This window comes from Pseudomonas sp. HS-18, assembly GCF_020401845.1.
Taxonomy (GTDB): Bacteria; Pseudomonadota; Gammaproteobacteria; order Pseudomonadales; family Pseudomonadaceae; genus Pseudomonas; species Pseudomonas nitroreducens.
The window spans coordinates 4,094,094-4,119,702 of record NZ_CP084413.1; the positions used below are offsets into that span (position 1 = coordinate 4,094,094).

Below are 25,609 nucleotides of genomic sequence, written 5' to 3' on the forward strand. Positions count from 1 at the left end.
CTCTCACCGGGCGATGCCTGCCCACGCTTCGGTGACAGCGCCGGCCCGACGTTCCGTCGTGGCCGAGCCAGGGTCTGGGGCCCCCAGGGTTCGGACGAAGAATGCCGAAGCCTTGTCCCAGCCTTCCCGACGGTGAACGTAGCCCAGCAACTCGGCAGTCATCTCCCGAGCCTTGGCGATGGCAGCGCTGTTGCTCTTGTACGCCCCGTCCTTTTCACAGTGGGTCTTCCGGTTCTCGGCATCGTACGTATACAGATGCAGCAGCCTGCCGGTGCCGTTCTCGCGTTGCGTGTGACTGGCGCTGTAACTGTCCTGGATCAGGTGGGCGATCGCCCCTGCGGCCAGTGATCTCAGGTTTTCCTCCTGATCGCCCTGACGATACATGTGCTTCATGTCGAAAACATCGAGCACCGTGCAGTCACTGGGGTTGGCCAGTTGCGGATTGCGCGAGCAGCCGACCTTGCCGAAGAACTCGTGGTAGGGCGTTGTCTTGCGAATGGTGTTGGCCGGCACCTCCCCGATCGCGACCCGGTAGGTGTATTCCAGCCACCGATACATCTTCGCTCTGGCCTGCGCGTCGGACTCATCCGCAGCCCGCATCGCATGAAGGAATTGCAGATCACCATGGTGTACGCGGCGGGTCAGCGTATTGGGTCGACTGGCGTCTTCCTCATGGGCCTTGAACAGCCAGATATGCGCCGTGCCGTTGTAGTGCCAGGCCTTGCGCGTCAGCTCTTCCGGGTCATCGTTCCACTCCACGCCCCCCAGTAACGGCAGGAGCCAGGTCCTGCCGCGCAGGACTTTCGCGTATGCCGGCTGATAGGCCTGCCGAGTGATGATCTCGTGGATGGCCTGATTACGGCTGTCGAGGATGTAGGAACGCAGATGGCATTGCGCGGCGCTCGCATCGTCGCGGATTTCCAACTGCACCGCGCTGGACCCGTAGTCATTCGCGCCACCTTTCCAGCTGACTGGATGGATTTCGAACGCCATGGCCTGGCTGACCAGGAGGATGCCCAGAAAGCCCAATGGAATGCGCATGTTTTCTTCCTGGAAGTGAGGCGGGGGCTGCTGGCAGAGCCTGAACCACCCCAAAGCGCCGGTCATCATCGAAATGAATGATGACCGGGCAACCCGCCAACGGCACTCTGGGTCAGGCGCGCACCTCCACCGAAAGACTTCTGCGCCGGGCCTGGGAGGCAATATGAAAAGGGAATTTCTGGTAACCGCCTGCCTGTTGATCGCGGGCTGCTCCAGCAACGCGCAGTTCCTCGTCGGCACAGATAGCGACCCGCAGGGACTGACGCTCGATCAACTCGAAGCCCAGAACACAGCAATCCGCCAGACCCTGGCCCCCTGCGACACCCTGTTCGGCGTGAAGACCGAGAAAGCCGAGCAGAAAGCTCGAACAGCCTGGTGGCTGAAGGTCATCGGCGTGACGTCGGCGTCCATCGTCGCCCCGGCCCTGACGGCGGCGAACGCCTCCGCCAACGCAGCCTGGATAGCCGGCGCCAGCGGGACCGGCGGCGCGGTGATCGCCGTGCTCGACAGCGCCGATGCGATGGGCATAAGCGGCGTCGCCGCATTACGCGGCCTGACCCAATTGGCCAAGGATATCGGGCCAGACATCGATATCGCCGAAGACATCGGCAAACCCTACAACGAACGCACAGCCGCCGCCGCAAGGGCCGCCCGCAAGTGCCGGTTCCAGGTTCCCACTGTGGCGCCGGCTGCTGCTCCAGCACCAGCTCCGACTCCAGCTCCTGGCGCCGCGAAGGGTTGACCTCTTTGCTCTTGCGCCGTGCGGCAAAGCCGGCTCCGCATTCACCTCTCCCCCCCTGATCGCTCCTGCGTGTTTGGGGAAGGGACGAGCCCCGCTTCATTCTGTCGGCAATGTCCTGCCACTGCATCGCAGCAACCAACCGAGAAGCCTCACCAGCCATTAGCCTTAGCGCCGCCCCTGGCCTCTGAACCGCCGCAGCGTCATCGCGGCCGGGCGTAGGAAACCCCAGCAGTATCTCTCAGGGCACGGCAGCTCCGTAGCCACGACTCGGGGACGTAATCCGTTTGCGGACTCATGTTTCATGGTGCCCGCGCGGGAGGCCTTCGGGCCTAGCGGGTCCCGGAGACCGGCGCTTCCTACCCTCGCACGGTTGCCTCTCTTCCCGCAGGAAGGGTTGATTGGCGGCCCTCATTCATTCTCGGGAAGAGCGAACAATCCCACCTCGCGGAGGATCACCAAGCGCGAATTTCTCCCCGTCACCGTGACCGACCAGTCCGGCGAGGAAGTCCTCTTCATCAACGCACTGGCCCCGCTGCTCAGCGAAGCCCGACAATTCTACGAGCTTGCCCTGGAGCGCCCCGGCTACAGGGCAGGGCCGGCCCACCTGGCGCCGGCCCGGCGAGCGCCGCCTCACTTCTTGGCGGTGAGCGTGCTGTAGCTGGTGATCAGGTTGCGGTAGTCGGGGATGTGGTTGGAGAACAGCGCGGCAAGGCCTTCGATGTCGTTGCGCCAGTCGCGGTGCAGCTCACAGGCCACGCCGAACCAGGTCATCATCTGCGCGCCGGCGGCCTCCATGCGGCGCCAGGCGGCGTCACGGGTGACTTCGTTGAAAGTGCCCGAGGCATCGGCGACGACGAAGACATCGAAGCCCTCTTCCAGCGCCGACAGCGCGGGGAAGGCCACGCACACCTCGGTGACCACGCCGGCGATGATCAGTTGCTTCTTGCCGGTGGCCTTCACCGCCTTGACGAAGTCCTCGTTGTCCCAGGCGTTGATATTGCCCGGGCGGGCGATGTAGGGCGCGTCGGGGAACAGGTCCTTCAGCTCGGGCACCAGCGGGCCGTTGGGGCCGTTCTCGAAGCTGGTGGTGAGGATGGTCGGCAGCTTGAAGTACTTGGCCAGGTCGGCCAGAGCCAGGACGTTGTTCTTGAACTTGTCGGGCTCGATGTCACGCACCAGCGAAAGCAGGCCGGCCTGGTGATCGACCAGCAATACCGCGGCCTGGGACTTGTCGAGACGGACGTAGGGCTTGCTCATGGGATTTCCTCTGGATGAAGGTCGCCCGGCTCTGGGCGCCGGGCCGGTGATGAGTCAGCGGTACTGCGTGCTCGCTCAGTTCGTGCGCCGCCAGGCGCAGTGGCAGGTATCAAGCGTAGGCCATGAAGCCTGGCACGCCGGTGCAAAAAAATTTTGCACTTCGATTCCAGCCGCCGGTCCACGGTGAAGGAATTCTGAGAACGGATGATGACGACCGGGGCTTCAGACTTCCCTTACATATCTCACCCACGACAATTCCTTACCATTCGTCGACATTGTTGTTGTAAGCAGTTCTTCCCAATGGAAATATTCGCGAAATGTCTAAGCTGAAAACTGTAGGAAGCGTGTGGGGGAACTAGCGCCATGGCCAGGAACGTAAAAGAGCGCGCAACCGTGATTTGCCGGCTCGACGACAAGATTCTGTTCGTCCGCAAGGCCAAGTCGAAATGGAACCTTCCCGGCGGCCGTATCGAGGCCGACGAACGCCCAGGCCAGGCCGCCGTGCGCGAGCTGATCGAGGAAACCGGGCTGGCCATCGAGCAGATGAACTACGTGGCGCCGCTGGAGCTGTACCAGACGCTGCACTACGTGTTCGAAACGCCGGTCGACCCGGCGCAGCAGCCGACCCCGCTGAACGAGATCGCCGATTGCCGCTGGTTCACCCCCGAGGAGGCGAGCAAGCGCAACATCAACAAGTCGGTGCGACGCCTGTTGCGTTCGTGTCTGAGCAAAGAGGCCGGCTGACGCCGGCCTTTTTCATCGCCCCCTCTCCAGCCCACGGCGGACAAGGCAGGCGCGTTCGTCTCCCCTGTGCTGCTGACCACCGTTTCAGCTGCCCTGCCCTATTGCTCGATGATTCATGCACTCCAGCGCTTGCGCGCATTCAGATACGCCGCCAAGTCACCGTAGCCCAGGCGCTCGGCGATGCGCGTGCGACTTTCTCCCTGCAGTTCCAGGTGCTGCTCCAACTCCTTGCGCACCTGATCGAGCAACTCGCGAAATCCCAGATCCTGTTCCGCCAACCGCCTGCGCAGGGTGCGCGGACTCTGGTGCAACTGGTCTGCGACGCTTTCCAGCGCCGGGACCTCGCCGCGTTCGAGCATCCGTCGGGCGATACCCGCTGCCCTGGCCGCCCACCCGCTGAGTTGGCGCAGTCGGGCGAGGCGGCGATCAAGCTCCATCGTGAGCAGTTCCACCAGACCGGCATGACGCCCCAGTAGCGGCAGGGACAGCGTCTGCGCGTCGAAATACAGTCGGTTGCAGGTGCTCCCGAACTCCACCCGCTGACCGAACCACTGCGTGTACTGCGCGTGGTACTCGGGCCGTGCGTGGGCGAAACAGGCACGCACCGGGACGACGGCGCTGCCGGTACCCCGACGCAGTTGAGTCACCGCCATCACGCAGTAATGCTCCAGCAGGTATCGGCTCAGCGGTTCGGGGGCATCGATGACCAGTTCGACGGCGACGCTGTCGCCCTCTTCGAGCAGCCGGAAGGTATCGGTGTCCGCGGCCAGTGGCGCATAGCGCACCCAGCAGAGCACAGCCTGCCGCACATCGGCGCAGAACTGCGCGAGGTGGGCGATCACATGCCAGTCCTGAGGGGTGAACAGGCCGAACAGCTGCAGGCCGATGGCGGGCTCCAGGCTCGCCGCTTCAAGCCAGAGCTGCTCCAGCTCGACCAGGCTGTAATCGCTGTGCCGACGCGCACGGTGGCTGCTCAGGTAGCGCTCCAGCACCTGGCCGAGCGGCCCGCGGTGGTAGCGCTGCGCCGCCGGGTTGGCCAGTTCTCGGATGTTTCTGTCCTTTTCGCGCATGGGTCGCCGTTCGGTCATGGGTTCTGATGGGCACGCCTTGTCCCATTGGACCCGAACCGAGAGTGTCATGACTACAACAACAATGCTCCCAGACAATCCGACCGTGATCGTGGCGGGGATATTCTTCGCCTTCATCGCCCTGGAAATGGCCTGTGCCACCTTCCGCCAACCCCATGGCCAGCGTCGTGACGCGCTGATCGAGATTTTCGGCTCCAGCCTTCTGCTGGCGGTGACCTTCCCTCTGGTGATGTGGGCCAGCGGCGCCCTGCTCGACCTCGCCATTCCCGCCGCCGCCGGTTCCCTCGCGGGCATCCCCTGGCTGGCCGGCTTCGCGCTGTTCCTGCTGTTCGACGACCTGACCCAGTACTGGTGGCATCGCCTGGCCCACCGCGTGCCGTTCCTCTACGCCCTGCACCGCGCGCACCATTCGGCGCCGTACATGAGCATCCGCATCGTCTACCGCAACAACAGCTTCTACTACCTGCTGATGCCGGGCCTGTGGTTCTCCGGGGCGCTGATCCACATGGGGTTGGCGAACGTCTACTACGTCTACCTGATCCTGAAGATGTGCGTGATCTTCGGCGCCCACAGCAACCTCGCCTGGGACGACAGGCTCTATCGCATCCGCGTCCTGCGCCCGCTGATGTGGCTGCTGGAGCGGACAATCTCGACGCCCGCCACCCATTCGGCCCACCACGGATTGAGTGCCGACGATGGCGTGACCTACTACAAGGGCAACTTCGGCAACCTGCTGTTCTTCTGGGACGTGCTCTTCGGTACGGCAAAGATCACCCGGCGCCGCCCACAGACCTACGGCATCGAGGACCTGGCGCCGGTCAGCTGGCAGGAGGAAGTGTTCTGGCCGCTGGTGCGCAGCCGCGCGCCGGACACCGAGAAGGACGTCGCAGCGGAGGTGGCCCGATGAGCCCGAATATCGTGCTGGTCGCCGGCTCCAGCCAGTTGGACAGCCAGTCGGCGAAGGTCGCTCGCTACCTTGCCGGCCGTCTGGAAAGCCTGGCGCTGTGCGGCTGGGCGCAGGTCATCGACCTGGGCGCCACGCCACTGCCGCTGTGGCCGGCAGCGGGTACGCAAGGCCATTGGCCGCAGCACTGCGAGCTGCTGCACGAGGCCGATGCGCTGGTGGTGATCGCTCCGGAATGGCACGGCATGGCCTGCCCGGCGCTGAAGAATTTCTTCGTCTATGCCGGGCTGCGCGAACTGGGGCACAAGCCGGCGCTACCGGTCGGGGTTTCCGCCGGCCAGGGCGGCGCCTATCCGCTGGCCGAGCTGCGCGCCTCCAGCTACAAGAACAGCCGCATCGCCTACCTGCCGGAACAGCTGTTGGTCCGACAGGTGGAAAGCGTGCTCAACGAAGGCCCGCCAAGCGATGAAAACGACCAGCGCCTGCGCGAACGCGCCGATTGGGCGCTGCACATGCTTTGCCAGTACGCAGGCGCGCTGCGCGAGGTCCGCCAGCGGATCGACCTGCACAATCCGGCCTACGCCAACGGTATGTGAGGCGCCCAGGAGGATGCGTAGGAAGGCGCTTCAGGGTATCTTCTGCGCCTTCCTACAAAAACTTCGACAGGACTCGTCTCCCGATGCTTCGCACCGCCCTGCTCTGTGCCACCGCGCTGTGCTCCAGCCTGACCTTCGCCAAGGTCGAGGTGAAGCAGGTGCAGCATTCCAAGGTCGGCGAAGTACTGGCGGTACGGATCAGCGAGGACATCGCTCCGGGCGACTACGAACGTCTGTTCAAGGGGCTGCTGGCCAACCCCGGCAAGTTCGCCCGCAAGGTGGCCCTGCTGGACAGCATCGGTGGCAGCGCCGCCGAGTCGATCAAGATGGGCCGCCTGCTGCGTGAATCCGGCTTCGAGACCCTGGTGCCGACCAACAGCGTCTGCCAGGGTTCCTGCGTCTACCTGCTGGCCGCCGGCAAGCACCGTACCGTGCGCGGCTACGTGGGCCTGCATCGCCCCTACTACCCGGCCGGCGATTCGTCCCAGGCCGCGGGCAGCTACAACGCCCGCACCTATTTCCGCGACATGGATATTCCCCTGGAGCTGGCCGACGCCATGCAGAGCATCGACCCGCAACGCATGCGCGTGCTGACCGCGCAGGAATTGCAGCGCTACCGCCTGGGCGCCACGCCCAGCCAGATCAGCGCCCGCTGACGTTCAACGGCCACTGATCCGCGTCGAGGTAACCCAGCAAGCGCGGCGTCTGGTCCTTCTCGCTGAGCACGAAGAGCGTCGAGGCATAGTCCGGGGTCGCCGGGTCGTCCACGCTGACCGAGTGTTCCAGGTCTTCGATGCATTCGCTGTGGGTCACCAGGATCAGGTTGCGGTGCGCCACCTTGTGCTGCAGCGCCTGGTCCAGCATCGTTCCTTCGCACTTGTACAACCAGTTCTGCTCCACCGGCTGCCGGCCGAACATCGAGGAGGCGGTCTGGATGGCGCGCAACTGGTCGCTGCTGAGAATGTCGGCATTGGCCAGGCCGAGCGCGGCGAAATCCTGCCCGATCTCGTGGGCACTCTGCCCGCCCCTGACGGTGATGCCGCTGACGTCGGCCATGCACGGTGCGCTGGAGCGGTCGCAGCGTTCGGCATGGCGCACCAGCACGATCAGGTCGCCGTTCTGCCAATGCTCGCGCAATTCGGCCTGGCGCTGGGCGTCACCCACCAGCGGCGTAGGACGCGAGAAGTCCAGCGGCAGGAAGCCACTGAGCAGGGCAATCACCGGGAGCATTGCCAGTAATGCCAGCCAACCGCGGGACATTGATCTGAAGACTTTCGGGATGGGCATGATTGAGGCCGCGCTGCTGGAAAGAGGTCCGCATCCGTTCCCTCTTCGACGAGGGAGGCCCGACCCGTCCCTGGGGTGTCCATCGCACTGCGGGTTGTCAGATGGCGGGCGAACAAACCCTATCCCCGGATTCGTGAAGAACCCGTTATGAATTGCTGAAGAAACCGTCTCTGTCGGAAACGACCGTCTGTCGCCCCGCCGCCATCGAGGGGTCAACCAGCGCAATCGGCCGCTTTTCGGTCATCGCGATGTGGTAGAACAAGGCACAGTGCCATCAGAGAGCCGCCGCCATGCCGTACGACGCCTCCCCGGAGAATCCCGTCTACCAGACCCTCCTCGAATCCACCCGCGCCATCCCGTGGAAGATCGACTGGAAATCCATGACCTTCGCCTACATCGGCCCGCAGATCGAAGAATTGCTGGGCTGGAGCCAGGCCAGTTGGGTCAGCGCCAACGACTGGGCAGAGCGCATGCACCCCGAAGACCGCGAGCGGGTGGTGAATTTCTGCATTTCGCAGTCCCGCGAGGGCACCGATCACGAGGCGGATTACCGCGCGCTGACCATCCAGGGTGATTACGTGTGGATTCGCGATGTGGTGCACGTGGTGCGCGACGACGACGGCGAGGTGGATTCGCTGGTCGGCTTCATGTTCGACATCAGCGAGCGCAAGCGCGCCGAAGAACAGCTGATCATGCTGCAGCGCCAGCTCGAGGAGTACTCGTACAAGGACGGCCTGACCGGTGTGGCCAACCGGCGCATGTTCGATTCGGTGCTGGACACCGAGTGGGGCAGCGCCCAGCGCAGCGGCCAGCCGATCTCCCTGGTACTGCTGGATATCGACTACTTCAAGCAGTTCAACGATCACTACGGGCATGTCCGCGGTGACGACTGCCTGCGCACGGTGGGCAAGGCACTGGCGGGTGCGCTGCATCGCCCGCGGGACTTCATCGCGCGCTTCGGCGGCGAGGAGTTCGTGCTGGTGCTGCCGGAGACCGACAGCGAGGCCGCGCGGCAGGTTGCCGAGCGCTGCCGCAGCGTGCTGCGCGAACAACAGATCAGTCACGAGAAGTCGAATGTGTCCTCGCTGCTGACCATCAGCCTGGGCGTCGGCACCGCCGTGCCCTCCTCCAGCGACCGCCCGCTGGACTTCGTCGCGGCGGTGGACCGGTTGCTCTACCAGGCCAAGCAGGCCGGGCGCGATCGGCTGGTGGCGGCCCAGTGGAAGCGCGGCGACGACCTGCGGCGCGACGCGGTGCTCTGAGGCCACTGCGACGACCTGACTCGACAATCAGGGCGGGCACTGGCGCCAGAGCTGTCTAAGCTCTATAGCCACACGCGCGTGCCGGCGGCAGCGCGGTGGCCTCACAAGGGCCGCCGACCGTTGCGCCAACCCCTTGGAACACCTGGCCCGGAGCCGGCATTGCGTAGAGCCGACCCCGTAACCAGGACCCCTGACCATGCACGATATCGACCCCGTCGAAACCCAGGAATGGCTGGACGCGCTGGAATCCGTACTGGAAAAAGAAGGCGAAGAGCGCGCCCACTACCTGATGACTCGCCTCGGCGAGCTGGCCAGCCGCACCGGCACGCAACTGCCCTACGCCATCACCACGCCCTATCGCAACAGCATTCCGGTCGGCCATGAAGCACGCATGCCCGGCGACCTGTTCATGGAGCGGCGCATCCGCTCGCTGGTGCGCTGGAACGCGCTGGCAATGGTCATGCGCGCCAACCACAAGGACCCGTCACTGGGCGGGCACATCTCCACCTTCGCTTCCTCGGCGACCCTCTACGACATCGGCTTCAACTACTTCTTCAACGGCCCTACCGAGGAACACGCCGGCGACCTGATCTACTTCCAGGGTCACGCCTCCCCAGGCGTCTACGCCCGCGCCTACATCGAGGGGCTGCTCAGCGACGAGCAGCTGGAGAACTTCCGCCAGGAGGTGGATGGCAAGGGAGTCTCCTCCTACCCGCACCCCCGGCTGATGCCGCACTTCTGGCAGTTCCCCACGGTGTCCATGGGCCTGGGGCCGATCCAGGCGATCTACCAGGCGCGCTTCATGAAGTACCTGGAGAGCCGCGGCTTCATTCCCGCCGGCAAGCAGAAGGTCTGGTGCTTCCTCGGCGACGGCGAGACCGACGAACCCGAATCCCTCGGTGCGATCTCCCTGGCCGGGCGCGAGAAGCTCGACAACCTGATCTTCGTGGTGAACTGCAACCTGCAGCGCCTGGACGGCCCGGTGCGCGGCAACGGCAAGATCATCCAGGAGCTGGAAGGCGTGTTCCGCGGCGCCAACTGGAACGTGATCAAGGTGATCTGGGGGCGCCTGTGGGACCCGCTGTTCGCCAAGGACACCGCCGGCCTGCTGCAGGCGCGGATGGACGAAGCGGTGGACGGCGACTACCAGAACTACAAGGCCAAGGACGGCGCCTACGTCCGCGAGCACTTCTTCGGCAAGCGGCCCGAGTTGCTGGAGATGGTCAAGGACCTCTCCGACGAGGAGGTCTGGAAGCTCAACCGTGGCGGCCACGACCCGTACAAGGTCTATGCGGCCTACCACCAGGCGGTGAACCACAAGGGCCAGCCCAGCGTGGTCCTGGCCAAGACCATCAAGGGCTACGGCACCGGCACCGGGGAGGCGAAGAACATCGCCCACAACATCCACGAAATCGACGTGGACAGCCTGCGCGCCTTCCGCGACCGTTTCGACATCCCGATCAAGGATGCCGACCTGCCCAGGCTGCCCTTCTATCGCCCCGACGAGGGCAGCGCCGAGGCGCGCTACCTGAAGGAACGCCGGGCCGCCCTGGGCGGCTTCATGCCCCATCGCCATGGCAACAGCCAGGCCATCCCGGCGCCGCCGCTGGAAACGCTCAAGGCGCTGCTGGACGGTTCGGGCGACCGTGAAATCTCCACCACCATGGCCTTCGTGCGGATCATCTCGCAACTGGTGAAGGACAAGGAGCTGGGCCAGCGCATCGTGCCGATCATCCCGGACGAAGCCCGCACCTTCGGCATGGAGGGCATGTTCCGCCAGCTCGGCATCTACTCCTCGGTGGGCCAGCTCTACGAGCCGGTCGACAAGGAGCAGTTGATGTTCTATCGCGAGGACAAGAAGGGCCAGATCCTCGAGGAAGGCATCACCGAGGCCGGCGCCATGTCGTCGTTCATCGCCGCCGGCACCGCCTACAGCAACTACCGCCAGCCGATGCTGCCGTTCTACATCTTCTATTCGATGTTCGGCTTCCAGCGTATCGGCGACCTTGCCTGGGCGGCCGGCGACAGCCTGACCCGCGGCTTCCTCCTCGGCGGCACCGCCGGGCGCACCACGCTCAACGGCGAAGGCCTGCAGCACGAGGACGGCCACAGCCACGTGCTTGCCTCGGTCATCCCCAACTGCCGCACCTACGACCCGACCTACTCCTACGAGCTGGCGGTGATCATCAGGGAGGGCGTCCGGCAGATGATGGAGGAGCAGCAGGACGTCTTCTACTACATCACCGTGATGAACGAGAACTACCCGCACCCGCCCCTGCCCAAGGGCGCCGAGGAAGGGATCATCAAGGGCATGTACCTGCTCGACGAGGACAAGCGCGGCGCCGCGCACCACGTCCAGCTGCTCGGCTCGGGAACCATCCTGCGCGAGGTGGAAGCGGCCGCGAAAATCCTCCGCGAGGACTTCGGCATCGGCGCAGACATCTGGTCCGTGCCCAGCTTCAACGAGCTGCGCCGCGACGGCCTGGCGGTGGAACGCTGGAATCGCCTGCATCCTGGGCAGAAGCCGCGTGCGAGTTATGTCGAGCACTGCCTCGGCGGCCGGCGCGGGCCGGTGATCGCGTCCACCGACTACATGAAGGTCTACGCCGAACAGATTCGCCAGTGGGTGCCGACCAAGGAATTCAAGGTGCTGGGCACCGACGGCTTCGGCCGCAGCGACACCCGCGCGAGGCTGCGCCACTTCTTCGAGGTGGACCGCCACTGGGTGGTGCTCGCCGCGCTGGAGGCGCTGGCCGATCGCGGCGACATCGAGCCGAAAGTGGTGGCGGAAGCGATCGCCAAGTTCGGTCTCGACCCGGAAAAACCCAACCCGCTGGACTGCTAGAACCTGTTCAAGGTCTTGCCGAACGCAGCTCAGGCAAGGCGAGAGCAGGCGAGAAAGCGCAGTTTACGAGCGATAAATGAGCATTTCGAGCCTGCTCTCAACGCCGCATGAGCAAGTGCAGGCAGACATTGAGCAGGTTCTGAGGAGAGGCACCGTGAGCGAGACCATCCGCGTACCCGACATCGGCAACGGCGAAGGCGAAGTCATCGAACTGCTGGTCAAGGTCGGCGATCGCATCGAGGCCGACCAGAGCCTGCTGACCCTGGAATCCGACAAGGCCAGCATGGAAATTCCTGCGCCGAAAGCCGGCGTGGTGAAGGCGATCAAGGTGAAGATCGGCGACACCCTCAAGGAAGGCGACGAGATCCTCGAACTGGAAGCCGAAAACAGCGCCACCGAGGCCAAGGCCGAAGAGCCCGCCAAACCGGCAGCCGAACAACCCAGGCCCGCCGCCGCACCGGCCCCGCAATCCGCGCCTGCGGGAGGCGGTGGCGTGGAAACCATCAAGGTTCCGGACATCGGCAACGGCCAGGGCGAGATCATCGAACTGATGGTCAAGGTGGGTGACTCCATCGAGGCCGACCAGAGCCTGCTGACGCTGGAATCCGACAAGGCCAGCATGGAAATCCCCGCGCCCAGGGCCGGGGTGGTGAAAGCCATCAAGGTGAAGATCGGCGATACGCTCAAGGAAGGCGATGAGATCCTTGAACTGGAAGTTGCCGCTAGCGCCGCGCCGACTGCTGCGCAGGACACCGCGCAACCCGCTCCGGAGCCCAGCGCAAGAACCGAGCAGCCCAAGGCACCGGAAGCCGCGCCCGTCGGTGCGCCCAGCCGCGACGGCACCAAGGTCCACGCCGGGCCGGCGGTGCGCATGCTCGCCCGCGAATTCGGCGTCGACCTGGCGCAGGTTACCGGCACCGGGCCCAAGGGCCGCATCCTCAAGGAGGACGTGCAGTTGTTCGTGAAGGAGCAACTGCAACGGAGCAAGTCCGGCGCGGCGGCAGGAGCCGCTGGCGGCGCAGGGATTCCGCCGATTCCGGAAATCGACTTCAGCAAGTTCGGCGAAATCGAAGAAGTGGCCATGACCCGCCTGATGCAGGTCGGCGCCAGCAACCTGCACCGCAGCTGGCTGAACGTGCCCCACGTGACCCAGTTCGAGTCCGCCGACATCACCGAGGCGGAAGCCTTCCGCATCGCGCAGAAGGCGGCGGCGGAAAAGGCCGGGACCAAGCTGACCATCCTGCCGATCCTGCTCAAGGCCTGCGCCCACCTGCTGCGAGAGCTGCCGGACTTCAACAGCTCGCTGGCGCCCAGCGGCAAGGCGCTGATCCGCAAGCATTACGTGCACATCGGCTTCGCCGTGGACACGCCGGATGGCCTGCTGGTGCCGGTGATCCGCGACGTGGACAAGAAAGGGCTGCTGCAGCTTGCCCTGGAAGCCGCCGAACTGGCGGAGAAGGCGCGGATCAAGAAGCTCTCCGCCGACGCGATGCAGGGCGCCTGCTTCACCATCTCCAGCCTGGGACATATTGGCGGCACCGGCTTCACGCCCATCGTCAACGCGCCAGAAGTGGCGATCCTCGGCGTGAGCAAGGCGACCATGCAGCCGCTGTGGGACGGCAAGGCCTTCCAACCGCGGCTGATGCTACCGTTGTCGCTGTCCTATGACCACCGGGTGATCAACGGTGCGGCGGCGGCGCGGTTCACTCGGCGGCTCGGCGAAGTGTTGGGGGATATTCGCAGTCTTTTGCTCTAAGGCCCCATGGCAGCGGGCTCCGACTGCGATGAGCCTCGCACCCGGGCGCTTCCCCTCACCCCGGCCCTCTCCCCGAGGGCCAGGGTGAGGGGAAGCAGTGGCTCGAATGTCCGGGAGCGCAGGAAGCGTTATCCGCCATCACGGCGGATAGCCCGCAGCGGTTCGCGAACCTGTTCACTCCGACAAGTTCGTAGCAGGTTCCATTGGCAGGAGCGAGTCTGCTCGCGAACCCGTTGCCTCACCCTACATACGATTCAGCGGAATCCGCAGATATCGCACGCCGTTGCCCTCGGCTTCCGGCAGAACCCCGCCACGCATGTTCACCTGGATCGACGGCCAGATCAGTGCCGGGGCGTTGAGCGTCGCATCGCGTTCGTTGCGCATCGCGACGAAGGCGTCCTCGCCCACCCCGTCATGCACATGGACGTTGGCCTCGCGCTCGCGCGCTACCGTGGTCTCGTGCTGGTGCTCCTCGCGCCCCTCCGTCAGGTAGTCGTGGCAGAGGAGCAGCCGGGTCGAATCGGGCAGCGCGAACAGCCGCTGGATCGAACGGTACAACTGCCGCGCGTCGCCGCCGGGGAAATCGCAGCGGGCGGTGCCGTAGTCGGGCATGAAAAGCGTGTCGCCGACGAAGGCAGCGTCAGCGATGAGATAGGTCATGCAGGCCGGCGTATGGCCCGGAGTGTGCAGTGCCTGGGCCTGCAATTCGCCGATGCTGAAACGCTCGCCGTCCTCGAACAGGTGGTCGAACTGGCTGCCGTCGCAGGGAAAATCCTCACCCAGGTTGAGCAGTCCTGCGAAGGTGCGCTGTACCTGGGCGATGCTGGCGCCGATGGCGAGCCGACCGCCGAGCTCGGCCTTGAGCCAGGCTGCGGCGGACAGGTGATCGGCATGCAGGTGGGTCTCCAGCAACCACTGCACCGTCAGCGCCTGTTCGCGCACATGGTCGAGGATGCGCCGGGCGCCGGCGTTGCTCACGCGGCCGGAGGCGGCATCGTAGTCCAGTACCGGATCGATGATGGCGCAGTACCCGGTGCTGTGATCCGCCACCACGTAGCTGTAGGTGGAGGTGGCCGGGTCGAAGAAATGCTGGATCGTGGCGCTCATGCGGGCCTCCCCTGGTTCTCGCGATGCCGTTCGCAGGCGGCGTGGAGCGCCATCCCCACCAGCATGGCGAGGCAGAACAATGCGCCCTGCCAGTAGCCGGCGGAGAAGGTCACCAGTGCCGGTCCCGGACAGATGCCGGCAATGCCCCAGCCAACGCCAAACAGCAGGCTGCCGCCGATCAGCCGGCTGTCCAGGTCGCGGCGCTGCGGCAGTTGCATCAGGCCACCCAGCAGCGAACGATCGTGCCGCCGCGCCCACGTGAAGAACGGTAGTCCAACAGCGATGGCAGCCAGCATCACCAGCGCCAGCGAGGGGTCCCAGCGCCCGGCGAGATCGAGGAAGCCCAGCACCTTGGCCGGGTTGGCCATGCCTGCCAGCAACAGGCCGATGCCGAACAGCAGGCCGAGCAGCAAGGCGACGATCCTGCTCATGCTCCAATCCCCAGCCAGTGACGCAGAACGAACACGGTGGCGAAGCCGGTACCCATGAAGCACAACGTCGCCACCAGCGAGCGGCCAGACATCCGTGATAGCCCGCAGACACCATGCCCACTGGTACAGCCGGAGCCGAAACGACTGCCAACGCCGACCAGCAGGCCCGCCACCACCAGCGTCATCCAGCCTGCCTCGAAACGGATCTCCGGCAATGGCAGCAACGCAGCCCACAACAGCGGCGCGGCCAGTATTCCGAGCAGGAAGAACAGCCCTTCTCCGCGCCAGCCGGCGCTTTTGAACAATCCGCCGAGCAGCCCGCTGATGCCGGCGACGCGACCATCGAGGACGGCGTAGAGCCCGGCCGACAGACCGATCAGCGCTCCACCGGCCAGGGCGCTCCAGGGGGTGAAATGAGTCCAGTCGATCATCTCGGTTGCTCCGCGCAGAACAGCCGGTACAGCGTTTCGATCACCGCCAGCGCCTGGTGGCTCGCAATGCGGTAATAGACCTGCTTGCCCTCGCGGCGGGTCTCCACCAGCTCTTCGCGGCGCAGCACCGCCAGTTGCTGGGACAGGGTCGGCTGGGAGATGCCCGTACGGGTTTCCAGCTCACCGACGTTCAGTTCACCCTCGGCCAGTTGGCAGAGCAGAATCAGGCGGTCGGTATTGGCCAGCGCCTTGAGCAACTGGCAGGCGGTTTCGGCGGACTGATGCAGACGCAGCGCGTCGGCGGGGTCGAGCGCAGGAGTGGTCATGGGTACGATCTACAAATAAACAATCTATGTTTTTATAGATTGTTTTTCACCTCCTGGCCAGTCCCCGATCTCTTCTTCAGATCAGCGGCTTCTCGTACCGCCAGGCATCGACGCCGTCTTCGTAGAAACCCGCGGTCCGGCCAAACCGACGATAGTCGTGCCGCTCATAGAGACCGATGGCGATGCCATTATCGACGCGCACCTCGAGCCGCAGCGCCTTGCAGCCGCGCGCCGTGGCACTGCGCTCCACCTGCTCCAGCAGGCCACTGCCCAGCCCCCGACCACGGGCCTGGGACGAGATCGCCAGCGAATACAACCGTGCCACCGTGGCGCCCCGGCGAAACAGCAGCAAGGCGTAGCCAAGCAGCTCGCCCCCCTCCTGCGCCACGAGGAGTTCAGCGCTCGGCGCGGCGATCAGATGACGGAAGCTGCGCGCGCTCAGGCGGTCCTCGTCGAAAGTGCCTTCCTCCAACGCGAGAAGAGCCGGCAAATCGGCCTGCGTGGCAAGGCGATATAACAGTGACATGAGTTCTCCATAAAACTTTCGTAATGAACCGGGACATTTCAGAAAGTTACTGCTTAATAGACACACGGCAACTTCCAGACAGGTCCGTTAACAATGTCTTCGTTACACACTAACTTCCATGAAAAGTTGAACGCAAGTTCTCTCCGGATAATCCCCGATGCCGCTGCAGAGCCTCCTTCAGCGCGGTCCAGCCGGGTTCTGATCATCGTCGACCGCAAGGAAGACTGGGCCTCGTACCTCCCCAGCGAGGACATGCTGACGGCGCGGGAATATCTGGAAGCCTCCCGCCAGTTCGAAGCAGGGAAACGCTTCCAGGTCATCAACTTGTGCCGCCACTATAAATATCTCGGCCACGGTTATTATTGTTCGCTGCTCGCCGAAGCACGTGGCCACAAGGTCATTCCTTCCGTGCGCACCATCAGCGAATTGGCGAAGAAATCCCTCTACGGCCTGGCTCTGGACGGCCTGGAAAAATCCCTGGAAAAAGCCCTCGCCCAGCATCCCTGCGCCAGCACCGACGGCTTCACTCTGCGCCTGTATTTCGGCCGTACCGACCTCGAACCGCTGCAACCCATCGCCCGCCAACTGTTCGAGGTCTTCCCTTGCCCCATTCTGCTGGTGGACTTCCGCCGCACCGACGCCTGGCACATCGCGGGAATCCGCCCCGGCGCGCTGCACAAGCTGCGCGATAACCAGGAGGACCAGTTCGCCGATGCCCTGGACCGCTTCAGCCGGCGCGTCTGGCGCCAGCCCAACTCGCGGCGCCTGGCGCGTTACGACCTGGCCATCCTGCACAACCCGGCGGAAAGCCTGCCGCCTTCCAACGCCGGCGCACTGGAGAGTTTCGTCCGCGTCGGCCGGCAGTTGGGCATCGACGTGGAGCTGATCGAGAAGAAAGATTACCCGCGCCTCGCCGAGTACGACGCGTTGCTGATCCGCGAGACCACCAGCGTCGACGACCACACCTACTGCTTCGCCAAAAAGGCCGAGAGCGAGGGGTTGATCGTGATGGACGACCCGGCCTCGATCCTGCGCTGCACCAACAAGGTCTATCTCAGCGACCTGCTGCGCAGCCACGGCCTGGGCATGCCGGCCACGGAAATCCTCTACAAGGACGACCCGCAGGAACTGGAGCGCATCGGCGCGCGGCTGGGCTTCCCGCTGGTTCTGAAGATCCCCGACGGCTGCTTCTCCCGTGGCGTCTACAAGGTCGAGGACGCCCAGCAACTGCACAGCGTCAGCGCCGAGCTGTTCGAGCACTCGGTGCTGCTGCTCGCCCAGGAATACCTCTACACCGAGTTCGACTGGCGCATCGGCATCCTCAATCGCCAGCCGGTGTTCGCCTGCCAGTACTTCATGTCCCGCGGGCACTGGCAGATAGTCGAGCACAAGGCCGGCGGCGAGGCGATCGGCGAGTGCCGCACGCTGCCGGTGGAAAGCGCGCCGCCCGCCGTCGTGGAGCTGGCACTGAAGACTGCCAACCTGATCGGCGACGGCCTTTACGGCGTCGACCTGAAGGAGGTGGACGGCGAAGTGGTGGTCATCGAAGTGAACGACAACCCCAACCTCGACGCCGGTATCGAGGATGCCTGCCTCAAGGACGAACTTTACCGCCGGGTACTGGAGGAGTTCATCCGCCGCCTGGAGCTCAAGCGCCACGGCCAGGCGCTCTGAGCGAACCGTCCAAGGAGAACCCTATGGAAGCCACGCATATCGGCCTGACCATCCTGATCGCCATCGTCGTGTTCGGCACCGCGATCAACTACTTCGACCACCGCATGAAGCCGCGCGAGGAGCGCGAAGAGGCCAGGCACAAGACTCAGCCAAAGCGCACGCAGTAGATCGGCGGCAGGTGGACGGACAGGCACTGCCAGTGGTCCCCGCCGTTCTCCGACAGCCACAGGCCACCGGTGGTGGAACCCATCGCCAGGCAGGCGCCGTCATCGTCGATGGCCAGGCCGTGGCGATAGACCAGGTCGAAGGCGGCGCCCTCGGGCAGGCCACCGTCCAGTATTTCGAAGCTGGCGCCGCCGTCGCGCGTGCGGGTAACGACGAAGCGGGCATCCACCGGAATCCGGCACACATCCTTCACCGCCGGGACGAACCACGCCGTCTCCGGCCGTGTCGGGTGGACGGCGACGGCAAAACCGAAGCTCGAGGGTTGGACCGACACGTCGCTCCAGCGCGAGCCGCCGTCGATGGAGGTGAAGATGCCGTTGTGATGCTGCACCCAGAGGCGATCCGGTTGCGCCGGGCAATGCACCAGGCGGTGCGGGTCCTGGATGGCGCCCTCTTCACGCAGCTCCGGCGGCATGTAGTCGGCGTACATGCCGGCGGTGCTCAGGCGCCAGCTGGCGCCGCCGTCAACGCTCTGCCAGACGCCGCCGCAGGACACCGCGACGGTCAGGTGCTGGCTGTCCCGCGGATCGACGCTGACCGAGTGGATGCCCGGCCAGTCATAGCCGCCGCCCATCCAGCGCGAGCGCTCGGGAACATCCCAGAGCGGGCGGTTCAACTCCCAGCTGTCGCCGCCGTCGTCGCTGCGGAACAGGCCGCCGGGAATGGTGCCGGCCCAGAGCACGCCGGGCTCGGCAGCGCCACCGGTTTCCAGGCACCAGATCTGTTGCAGGGTCCAGGGCGCGGCCGGCGCTCCCCCTTCCGCGGGTTCGGGCAGCGGGTCGGGTTGCTGCGGATAGGTCGGCACGGCGACTTCCTGCCAAGCTTCACCGGCGCGTTGGCGCCAGAGCTTGCAGCCGAAATGGCCGAGGTTGAGGGCGGCATAGAGGCTGTCATCGCGCGGGTCGGCCAGCACGGTGCTGAGCGGTTCGCCGATGAAGTCACGGCGGCTTTCCTGCCAACCGTCCGCGCCACGCTGGAAGGTGAACAACCCCTTGCGGGTCGCCACCAGCAGTCGATCATCCATTGTGCTCTCCTGAATTACCGCCGGTTCTCATCCACCGCTCAAGGCCTGCACCACGTAGACCTCGCTGTCCGCCGCCAGCGCATCGCTGAGGCGGGCGCGGTCCCGCAGGCGCAGCCCATCAATGAAAATCGTCAGGTGCCGGCGCAATCCGCCCTGGTCATCCAGCAGGTAGCCGCGCAGCTTCGGCGCCTCGGCGAACACCGTTTCCAACGCGCCGGACAAGGTGTCCGCCGTCAGCTCGCGCTCAACGATGGAAACGTGACGCTGGATCGACGGGGCGAAGGCGATACGGCACATGGGCGAACTCGCAACGGGCGCTGACTGCACCAGTCTAGGGCAGGTGTGGCGGGTGTTCCGAGCGCTTCGACGGGATGCGTCATGGCCACCGGAGAGGCTCTGGAACGGCCTTCGTAGCGGTCCTTCCCCGGCATTCAGTTTCGATAAAATGAAACCAAACGTCGTGAAAATCACATTTAACAAACCCATCCGCCGTGCGAGTCTCCGGGAATCGTCAGCCATAACCTTCGACATGCATCTGCTCGTTTCGCCCGCATCGCTGGAACCCGTCGCCGCCCGCAAGGCCGGCAGCGCTGTCCGCCTGCCGCGCAAACATGCCCGCTGGCTCGAACTGCAACCGCTGACCCTGCCTCTCGAACTGGCCTTCTGGGCGCTCTGGCACTGCCGCCACGCCCGTCCACCGGACAGCACCTCTCGCTGATCGGGCGTCATCGCCCGTATTCATTCGACGGAACTACGCTCAGGACTGGCCATACGCCGTTCTCGAACAAGACGTAGCCCGTTGTATCGCTTGCCTGCCTTCAATCCTGCGCCCGTCGGCGCGGCCCTGGCCTGCAGGTCGTCAGCGCATCCGCGTGGATGCTAACGAGAGCCCCATGAATTTCGCCTCCGTGCAAGAAGCCCAGTATTTCCTGGCCCAGAACCCCGATATCGAGATGGTCGAGCTGTTCATCCTCGACGCCAACGGCGTGCCGCGCGGCAAGCTGCTGCACCGCGAGGAACTGCTCGCCGTGTACCAGTCCGGCCGGCCGCTGCCCAGCACCATCCTCGGTCTCACCGTGCACGGCGAGGACGTGGAGGATTCCGGGCTGGTCTGGGACGTGGGCGACATCGATTGCCGCGCCTACCCGTTGGCCGGCAGCCTGGTGCGCCTGCCCTGGCGGCAGATTCCCACGGCGGCGGTGCAGGTCAGCATGCACCCCGAGGAAGGCAAGCCGGCGGACATCGCCGATCCGCGCCACGTGCTGCTGCGCGTGATCGACGGCCTCAAGGCCGATGGCTTCCACCCGGTGATGGCCTGCGAGCTGGAGTTCTACCTGCTGGACGCCAAGCGCGATGCCAATGGCCGCCCGCAACCGGCGCTGGACGCCGACGGCGGTCGCCCGCGCACCACGCAGGTTTATGGCCTGCGTGAGCTGGAGCAGATCGAGCCGTTCCTCGCCGACCTCTATGCCGCGTGCAAGGCCCAGGGCATTCCGGCCCGCACGGCGATTTCCGAATACGCGCCGGGCCAGGTGGAGATCACCCTGGAGCACGGCGATGCGCTGGTCGCCATGGACCAGGCCGTGCGCTACAAGCGCCTGGTGAAAGGCGTGGCGCACAAGCACGGCATGCAGGCCTGCTTCATGGCCAAGCCGTTCGACGACCTCGCCGGCACCGGCATGCACATGCACGTGTCCCTGGCCGACGCCGAGGGCAACAACCTGTTCGCCAGCGAAGACCCCGCCGGCACTCCGCTGCTGCGCCAGTCCGTGGGCGGCATGCTGAAAAGCCTCCTCGACTCGCTGCTGCTGTTCTGCCCCAACGCCAACTCCTACCGCCGCTTCCAGGCCAACAGCTACGCGCCGCTGGCGCCGACCTGGGGCTGCGATAACCGCACCGTCAGCCTGCGCGTGCCCGGCGGCCCGGCCAATACCCGACACGTCGAGCACCGCATCTGCGGCGCCGACGCCAACCCGTACCTGGCTGCCGCCGCGATCCTCGCGGGTATTCACCGCGGCATTCGCGAGGCGATCGATCCGGGTGCGCCGGTGGAAGGCAACGGCTACGCCCAGGCCAAGGAACTGCTGCCCACCGACTGGCTCACCTCGCTGCGCGCGCTGGAACGCTCCAGCTGGGCGCGTGACGCGCTGGGGCACGAATTCCTCGGCGTCTACCTGAAGGTCAAGCAGGCCGAATACCGCCAGTTCATGGGCGAGGTCGGCGAGCAGGACTGGCGCTGGTATCTGACGCAGGCGTGAAAGCATCGTGCAACTGCTTGCAAGCCCCTCTCCCCAGCCTTCTCCCTTCAGGGAGAGGGCTAGGGAGAGGGAAAGGAACAACAAGGGAAACACAAAAATGAACGCTGCACTGAACCCCGCCACTCCCGCCCCCGAGCGCGCGAAGTCCTATTATTCCGCGAGCCTCAACGAAGAGACCCGCTACCCCACGCTGCAGGGCGAGGTGAACGTCGACATCGCCATCATCGGCGGCGGCTTCACCGGTGTTGCTACTGCCGTGGAGCTGGCCGAGCGTGGCTACAAGGTCGCCATCGTCGAGACCAACAAGGTCGGCTGGGGCGCCAGCGGGCGCAACGGCGGGCAGGTCACCGGCAGCCTCTCCGGCGACTCCGCCATGGAAAAACAGATGCGCCAGTGGCTGGGCGACGACGTCGACGACTTCATCTGGCACCTGCGCTGGCGCGGCCACGAGATCATCAAGAGCCGCGTGGAGAAATACGGCATCCAGTGCGACCTGAAGTTCGGCCACCTGCACGCGGCGATGAAGCCGTCGCACATGGACGAATTGAAGGCCACCTTCGATGACGCCAAGCGCCGTGGCATGGGCGACGAGATCAGCCTGCTGGACGGCGCCGGTGTGCGCGCGCACCTGGAAAGCGACCTCTACTGCGGCGCCATCAAGAACACCCGCAACATGCACCTGCACCCGCTCAACCTGTGCATCGGCGAGGCCAAGGCCGCCGCCAGCCTGGGCGCGCTGATCTTCGAGCACTCCGAAGTGCTGGACATCATCCACGGCCCGCGCCCGGCGGTGGTCACCTCGGGCGGACGGATCAACGCCGCGCAGGTGATGCTGGCCGGCGACGTCTACCACAAGCTCGAGCGCAAGCAGCTCAAGGGCATGATCTTCCCGGCCATGGGCGGCATCGTCACCACCAAGCCGCTGGGCGAACTGGCCAAGCGCATCAACCCGCAGGACCTGGCCGTCTACGACTGCCGCTTCGTGCTCGACTACTACCGCATGACCGGCGACGGCCGCCTGCTGTTCGGCGGCGGCGCCAACTACTCGGGTCGCGACTCCCGCGACATCGCCGGCGAACTGCGCCCGTGCATCGAGCGCACCTTCCCGGCGCTCAAGGGCGTGGACATCGAGTTCCAGTGGAGCTGCGCCATGGGCATCGTGATGAACCGCATCCCGCAGCTGGGCAAGCTGTCGGAGAACGTCTGGTACTGCCAGGGCTACTCCGGCCACGGCGTGGCGACCACCCACATCATGGGCGAGATCATGGCCACGGCGATGACCGGCGACCTGGAGAAGTTCGACACCTTCGCCCAGTGCAAGCACATCCGCGTGCCCATGGGCGACGTGTTCGGCAACCCGATGCTGGCGGCGGGCATGTGGTACTACCAGATGATGGAAAAGCTGCGCTAACGGCCAGATCAGAAGTCGAGTTGTAGGAGCAACTGTCTTCTTCAGGTCAGTCCGCGCCTGTGATTCCCCCTCACCCCAGCCCTCTCCCTTAGGGAGAGGAGGCAGATTGTGCCGGCTGAGGCCATGGTTTCATCCTGCGCCGAACGGCCCCCTCTCCCTCTGGGAGAGGGCTGGGGTGAGGGCGGCCCCTGCGCCGAGGTCATCCCGTAGGAGCGGCAAGACCGGGGTTGCCGTTGCGCGCGAACGGCTCTTTGTAGGAGCGAGCTTGCTCGCGAACCCGCCCCGCTGCGAAACCCGTTCGCGAGTTTTGTAGGGCGAATAACGCGCCAGCGTTATCCGCCGTAGGAGCAGCGGCGGATAACCTGTTCCAGGTTACTCGCCCTACGGTCTGGCTCCGGCGCTCCTGGGGTGCGCGAAACACTCCGCAACACCCACCCTCTCCGCCCGTACCCGCAGCCACTCGACACCACCGCCCCGCTCAGGGATAAAGGCTCCACTTCGCGCACTTGGAGTGAGCCATGCGTTTCCCCTCGATGACCGCCCTGCGCGTGCTGGACGCCGTCGCCCGCCTGGGCAGCCTGTCCGGCGCGGCCAGCGAGCTGAGCCTGACCCGCAGCGCCGTCAGCCACCAGTTGCACAGCCTCGAAGACTGCCTGGGCATCCCGCTCACCGAACGGGTTGGCCGCGGCATTGCGCTGACCTACCACGGCGAATGCTTCGCCCGCGAAACCCAGCGCGCCCTGGCGATCCTCAACGAGGCGCGGCGCTTCGCCAACGCCGAGGAAGTTTCCGGCCGCCTGTGCGTGAGCTGCACGCCGGGCTTTGCCACCTACTGGCTGTGCCACCAGATCGGCAAGTTCCAGCGCGCCCACCCGCAGGTGGAGCTGAACCTGGTCTCGCCCCGCGTCCCCGACGATGTCAGCGACCGTGACGTCGACCTGTTCATCGCCTACGGCGTGGGCGACTGGCAGGACCTGCACGTGGACCTGATCGCCACGCTGGACACCTTCCCGGTGTGCAGCCCGTCGCTGATCAACTCCGTCGGCGGCCTCGACTCGCCGGAAGACCTGGCCAGCCTGCCGTTCCTGCACATGGTCGATCACTCCGACTGGCTGCTGTGGACCGCCGCCGCCGGGGTGAAGAACCTCAATGTGCGCAACGGCATCGTCTTCTCCGACGCGCACCTGGTGCAGTCGGCGGCCATCGCCGGGCAAGGCGTGGCCATGGGCGATGCGCTGGTCAGCGGCGACGCCATGGCCAAGGGGCAGTTGGTGCGCCTGTTCAACGTCGCCATCGAGCCGCCCAACCGCTACTACTTCGTCACCGACCCGGCCAAATCCGAACGCCCCGACGTTCGGGCCTTCAAGGCGTGGATGAAGGCCGAGCTGCGGATGTCCGAGCAGTTCCGCCAGAATGCGCGCCATGCGCTGATTGGTGAGTGATTTCGAACAATGAGGGCAAAAAAACGCGATTGAAGCGAAGAGAGATTTGACAATACTGCGTTAAAAAAAGGCCGCTGATTTTTACCTGATCCTCACCCGGCGGCTGCTCGAACAAGAACAAGAAATCGAGGTAAGTGCAGTGGAGCGACAGCCCCAACTCCGTGCCATCGGCATCGGCAAGAGCTACGGAAGTTTCAACGCGCTGGATGGCGTGAACATCGACGTCCAGCAGGGTGAGTTCCTCACTCTCCTCGGCCCGTCGGGCTCCGGCAAGACCACCTTCCTGATGATCCTCGCCGGCTTCCAGGACCCGTCCCGCGGTCGTCTGGAGGAAGGCGGCGCCGACATCACCAAGCGCCCCGCCGAGAAGCGCAACTTCGGCATGGTGTTCCAGGGCTACGCCCTGTTCCCGCACATGAGCATCGAGGACAACGTCGCCTTCCCGCTGAAGATCCGCGGCGTGAAGACCGAGGAGCGCAACCGCCGCGTGCGCCACATGCTCGAAGTGGTCGGCCTCGGCGAACACCTGGGCAAGCGCCCCGGCGAGCTCTCCGGCGGCCAGCAGCAACGCGTGGCCATCGCCCGCGCCCTGGTCTTCGAACCGGACATGCTGCTGCTCGACGAACCGCTCTCGGCACTCGACAAGAACCTGCGCGAGCAACTGCAGGCCGAACTGCAACGCATCCACCGCCAGGTCGGCACCACCTTCGTCTTCGTCACCCACGACCAGAACGAAGCCCTCGCGCTGTCCACCCGCATCGCCATCTTCAACCGTGGCCAACTGGCCCAGGTCGACGCGCCGGAAATCATCTACAACCAGCCGAACAACCGCTTCGTCGCCGAATTCCTCGGCAAGATGAACCTCTTCCCGCTCAGCCAGGTGGGCCGCGCCGGCGAGCTGGCCTGCGGACGCTTCGGTGAGGCCGAGCTGCGCGCCAGCTATTCCAACGCCATACAGGCCGACGCACCGCTGCTGGCGGTGCGCCCGGAACACATGCAGCTGCACAGCGCCCCGCCGCAGGTGAACGGCCACAACGTGGTGCAGGCCGTGCTCACCGCCAAGACCTACCAGGGCGCCAGCACCGAGCTGTGCCTAGGTGCCGGTGCCGAAGGCAAGTTGCCCATGAGCCTGGCCGTGCACGCCGACCATCAGGCCTCGCGCCTGGAGCACGGTTCGAAGGTCTGGCTGAGCTGGCCCATCGAGAAAAGCCTGCTGCTGGCCTGAGCCGCCG

At 65.3% G+C, this 25,609-nt stretch carries 26 protein-coding genes; 15 read left to right on the top strand and 11 right to left on the bottom strand.

Annotated elements, in window-relative coordinates; all coding sequences use genetic code 11:
* Window positions 1–3 precede the first annotated feature (3 nt).
* On the bottom strand, window positions 4–1,041 hold the full coding sequence (locus tag LDJ84_RS18930; RefSeq protein WP_226045260.1) for a hypothetical protein: 1,038 nt from the start codon (window positions 1,039–1,041) through the stop codon (window positions 4–6).
* Window positions 1,042–1,204: 163 nt separating this feature from the next.
* Between LDJ84_RS18930 and LDJ84_RS18935 the strand changes: the two genes are divergently transcribed.
* Window positions 1,205–1,783 carry a hypothetical protein gene (locus LDJ84_RS18935; RefSeq protein ID WP_024763519.1) on the top strand — a complete coding sequence of 193 codons (579 nt, stop codon included), beginning with the start codon at window positions 1,205–1,207 and terminating at the stop codon, window positions 1,781–1,783.
* Between the two features lie 630 nt (window positions 1,784–2,413).
* On the opposite strand, the gene ycaC is transcribed toward LDJ84_RS18935, so the two are convergent.
* Window positions 2,414–3,040, bottom strand: a complete 627-nt coding sequence (ycaC, locus tag LDJ84_RS18940; protein ID WP_024763520.1) for an isochorismate family cysteine hydrolase YcaC — start codon at window positions 3,038–3,040, stop codon at window positions 2,414–2,416.
* Between the two features lie 363 nt (window positions 3,041–3,403).
* Here ycaC and LDJ84_RS18945 point away from each other — a divergent pair, with 363 nt between their 5' ends.
* Window positions 3,404–3,784 (top strand): NUDIX hydrolase, encoded by a 381-nt coding sequence (locus tag LDJ84_RS18945; RefSeq protein ID WP_024763521.1) that lies wholly within the window; start codon window positions 3,404–3,406, stop codon window positions 3,782–3,784.
* A 113-nt stretch (window positions 3,785–3,897) separates the two neighbouring features.
* Here LDJ84_RS18945 and LDJ84_RS18950 read toward each other — a convergent pair whose 3' ends face one another.
* Window positions 3,898–4,854 (bottom strand): AraC family transcriptional regulator ligand-binding domain-containing protein, encoded by a 957-nt coding sequence (locus LDJ84_RS18950; protein WP_065084535.1) that lies wholly within the window; start codon window positions 4,852–4,854, stop codon window positions 3,898–3,900.
* A 67-nt stretch (window positions 4,855–4,921) separates the two neighbouring features.
* Between LDJ84_RS18950 and LDJ84_RS18955 the strand changes: the two genes are divergently transcribed.
* The 3 genes from LDJ84_RS18955 (at window position 4,922) to LDJ84_RS18965 (ending at window position 7,028) form a co-directional block, all read left to right on the top strand.
* Entirely contained in the window at window positions 4,922–5,779 is an 858-nt protein-coding gene (locus LDJ84_RS18955; RefSeq protein ID WP_240967231.1) for a sterol desaturase family protein, read from the top strand.
* Window positions 5,776–6,372: an NADPH-dependent FMN reductase gene (locus LDJ84_RS18960; protein WP_226045261.1), complete on the top strand. Its 597-nt coding sequence runs from the start codon at window positions 5,776–5,778 to the stop codon at window positions 6,370–6,372. The genes LDJ84_RS18955 and LDJ84_RS18960 overlap by 4 nt, the downstream gene beginning before the upstream one ends.
* 83 nt (window positions 6,373–6,455) lie before the next feature.
* Window positions 6,456–7,028, top strand: a complete 573-nt coding sequence (locus LDJ84_RS18965) for a periplasmic-like protein (RefSeq protein ID WP_037013296.1) — start codon at window positions 6,456–6,458, stop codon at window positions 7,026–7,028.
* On the opposite strand, the gene LDJ84_RS18970 is transcribed toward LDJ84_RS18965, so the two are convergent.
* Window positions 7,015–7,632, bottom strand: coding sequence for a histidine phosphatase family protein (locus LDJ84_RS18970; protein ID WP_063831012.1), 618 nt, complete (start codon window positions 7,630–7,632; stop codon window positions 7,015–7,017). The genes LDJ84_RS18965 and LDJ84_RS18970 overlap by 14 nt on opposite strands.
* Before the next feature lie 317 nt (window positions 7,633–7,949).
* On the opposite strand from LDJ84_RS18970, the gene LDJ84_RS18975 reads away from it, so the two are divergent.
* From LDJ84_RS18975 to aceF, 3 genes are all read left to right on the top strand, one after another.
* The gene (locus tag LDJ84_RS18975; protein WP_024763526.1) at window positions 7,950–8,921 is read left to right on the top strand and encodes a GGDEF domain-containing protein; all 972 of its coding nucleotides are present in this window, start codon (window positions 7,950–7,952) and stop codon (window positions 8,919–8,921) included.
* Window positions 8,922–9,117: 196 nt separating this feature from the next.
* Complete coding sequence (gene aceE, locus LDJ84_RS18980) at window positions 9,118–11,766, top strand: pyruvate dehydrogenase (acetyl-transferring), homodimeric type (RefSeq protein WP_024763527.1); 2,649 nt, start codon at window positions 9,118–9,120, stop codon at window positions 11,764–11,766.
* A 154-nt stretch (window positions 11,767–11,920) separates the two neighbouring features.
* Window positions 11,921–13,522 (top strand): dihydrolipoyllysine-residue acetyltransferase, encoded by a 1,602-nt coding sequence (aceF, locus tag LDJ84_RS18985; RefSeq protein ID WP_196912955.1) that lies wholly within the window; start codon window positions 11,921–11,923, stop codon window positions 13,520–13,522.
* Between the two features lie 243 nt (window positions 13,523–13,765).
* Here aceF and LDJ84_RS18990 read toward each other — a convergent pair whose 3' ends face one another.
* The 5 genes from LDJ84_RS18990 to LDJ84_RS19010 form a co-directional block, all read right to left on the bottom strand.
* Window positions 13,766–14,629, bottom strand: a complete 864-nt coding sequence (locus tag LDJ84_RS18990; protein ID WP_196912956.1) for an MBL fold metallo-hydrolase — start codon at window positions 14,627–14,629, stop codon at window positions 13,766–13,768.
* Window positions 14,626–15,060 (bottom strand): DUF6691 family protein, encoded by a 435-nt coding sequence (locus tag LDJ84_RS18995; protein ID WP_196912957.1) that lies wholly within the window; start codon window positions 15,058–15,060, stop codon window positions 14,626–14,628. Before LDJ84_RS18995 ends, LDJ84_RS18990 begins: the two co-directional genes overlap by 4 nt.
* Window positions 15,057–15,491, bottom strand: coding sequence for a YeeE/YedE family protein (locus tag LDJ84_RS19000; RefSeq protein ID WP_037016131.1), 435 nt, complete (start codon window positions 15,489–15,491; stop codon window positions 15,057–15,059). Before LDJ84_RS19000 ends, LDJ84_RS18995 begins: the two co-directional genes overlap by 4 nt.
* Entirely contained in the window at window positions 15,488–15,817 is a 330-nt protein-coding gene (locus LDJ84_RS19005) for an ArsR/SmtB family transcription factor (protein ID WP_024763532.1), read from the bottom strand. Before LDJ84_RS19005 ends, LDJ84_RS19000 begins: the two co-directional genes overlap by 4 nt.
* 76 nt (window positions 15,818–15,893) lie before the next feature.
* The gene (locus LDJ84_RS19010; protein WP_196912958.1) at window positions 15,894–16,343 is read right to left on the bottom strand and encodes a GNAT family N-acetyltransferase; all 450 of its coding nucleotides are present in this window, start codon (window positions 16,341–16,343) and stop codon (window positions 15,894–15,896) included.
* Window positions 16,344–16,436: 93 nt separating this feature from the next.
* On the opposite strand from LDJ84_RS19010, the gene LDJ84_RS19015 reads away from it, so the two are divergent.
* Both LDJ84_RS19015 and LDJ84_RS19020 read left to right on the top strand, forming a co-directional pair.
* Window positions 16,437–18,017 carry a RimK family protein gene (locus LDJ84_RS19015; protein WP_084357299.1) on the top strand — a complete coding sequence of 527 codons (1,581 nt, stop codon included), beginning with the start codon at window positions 16,437–16,439 and terminating at the stop codon, window positions 18,015–18,017.
* A 23-nt stretch (window positions 18,018–18,040) separates the two neighbouring features.
* Window positions 18,041–18,184 (top strand): hypothetical protein, encoded by a 144-nt coding sequence (locus tag LDJ84_RS19020; protein WP_157837653.1) that lies wholly within the window; start codon window positions 18,041–18,043, stop codon window positions 18,182–18,184.
* On the opposite strand, the gene LDJ84_RS19025 is transcribed toward LDJ84_RS19020, so the two are convergent.
* Both LDJ84_RS19025 and LDJ84_RS19030 read right to left on the bottom strand, forming a co-directional pair.
* On the bottom strand, window positions 18,163–19,266 hold the full coding sequence (locus LDJ84_RS19025) for a WD40/YVTN/BNR-like repeat-containing protein (protein WP_024763535.1): 1,104 nt from the start codon (window positions 19,264–19,266) through the stop codon (window positions 18,163–18,165). The two genes, LDJ84_RS19020 and LDJ84_RS19025, sit on opposite strands and share 22 nt — an antisense overlap.
* A gap of 27 nt (window positions 19,267–19,293) precedes the next feature.
* The gene (locus tag LDJ84_RS19030; RefSeq protein WP_084357300.1) at window positions 19,294–19,563 is read right to left on the bottom strand and encodes a MoaD/ThiS family protein; all 270 of its coding nucleotides are present in this window, start codon (window positions 19,561–19,563) and stop codon (window positions 19,294–19,296) included.
* Window positions 19,564–19,795: 232 nt separating this feature from the next.
* On the opposite strand from LDJ84_RS19030, the gene LDJ84_RS19035 reads away from it, so the two are divergent.
* The 5 genes from LDJ84_RS19035 (at window position 19,796) to LDJ84_RS19055 (ending at window position 25,602) form a co-directional block, all read left to right on the top strand.
* Window positions 19,796–19,984: a hypothetical protein gene (locus tag LDJ84_RS19035; RefSeq protein WP_024763537.1), complete on the top strand. Its 189-nt coding sequence runs from the start codon at window positions 19,796–19,798 to the stop codon at window positions 19,982–19,984.
* 175 nt (window positions 19,985–20,159) lie between these two features.
* The gene (locus LDJ84_RS19040) at window positions 20,160–21,524 is read left to right on the top strand and encodes a glutamine synthetase family protein (protein ID WP_084357301.1); all 1,365 of its coding nucleotides are present in this window, start codon (window positions 20,160–20,162) and stop codon (window positions 21,522–21,524) included.
* A gap of 97 nt (window positions 21,525–21,621) precedes the next feature.
* Window positions 21,622–22,935 carry an NAD(P)/FAD-dependent oxidoreductase gene (locus tag LDJ84_RS19045; protein WP_024763539.1) on the top strand — a complete coding sequence of 438 codons (1,314 nt, stop codon included), beginning with the start codon at window positions 21,622–21,624 and terminating at the stop codon, window positions 22,933–22,935.
* Between the two features lie 518 nt (window positions 22,936–23,453).
* On the top strand, window positions 23,454–24,377 hold the full coding sequence (locus LDJ84_RS19050; protein WP_037018793.1) for a LysR substrate-binding domain-containing protein: 924 nt from the start codon (window positions 23,454–23,456) through the stop codon (window positions 24,375–24,377).
* 139 nt (window positions 24,378–24,516) lie between these two features.
* Window positions 24,517–25,602 (top strand): ABC transporter ATP-binding protein, encoded by a 1,086-nt coding sequence (locus LDJ84_RS19055; RefSeq protein ID WP_038803523.1) that lies wholly within the window; start codon window positions 24,517–24,519, stop codon window positions 25,600–25,602.
* Window positions 25,603–25,609: the final 7 nt, after the last annotated feature.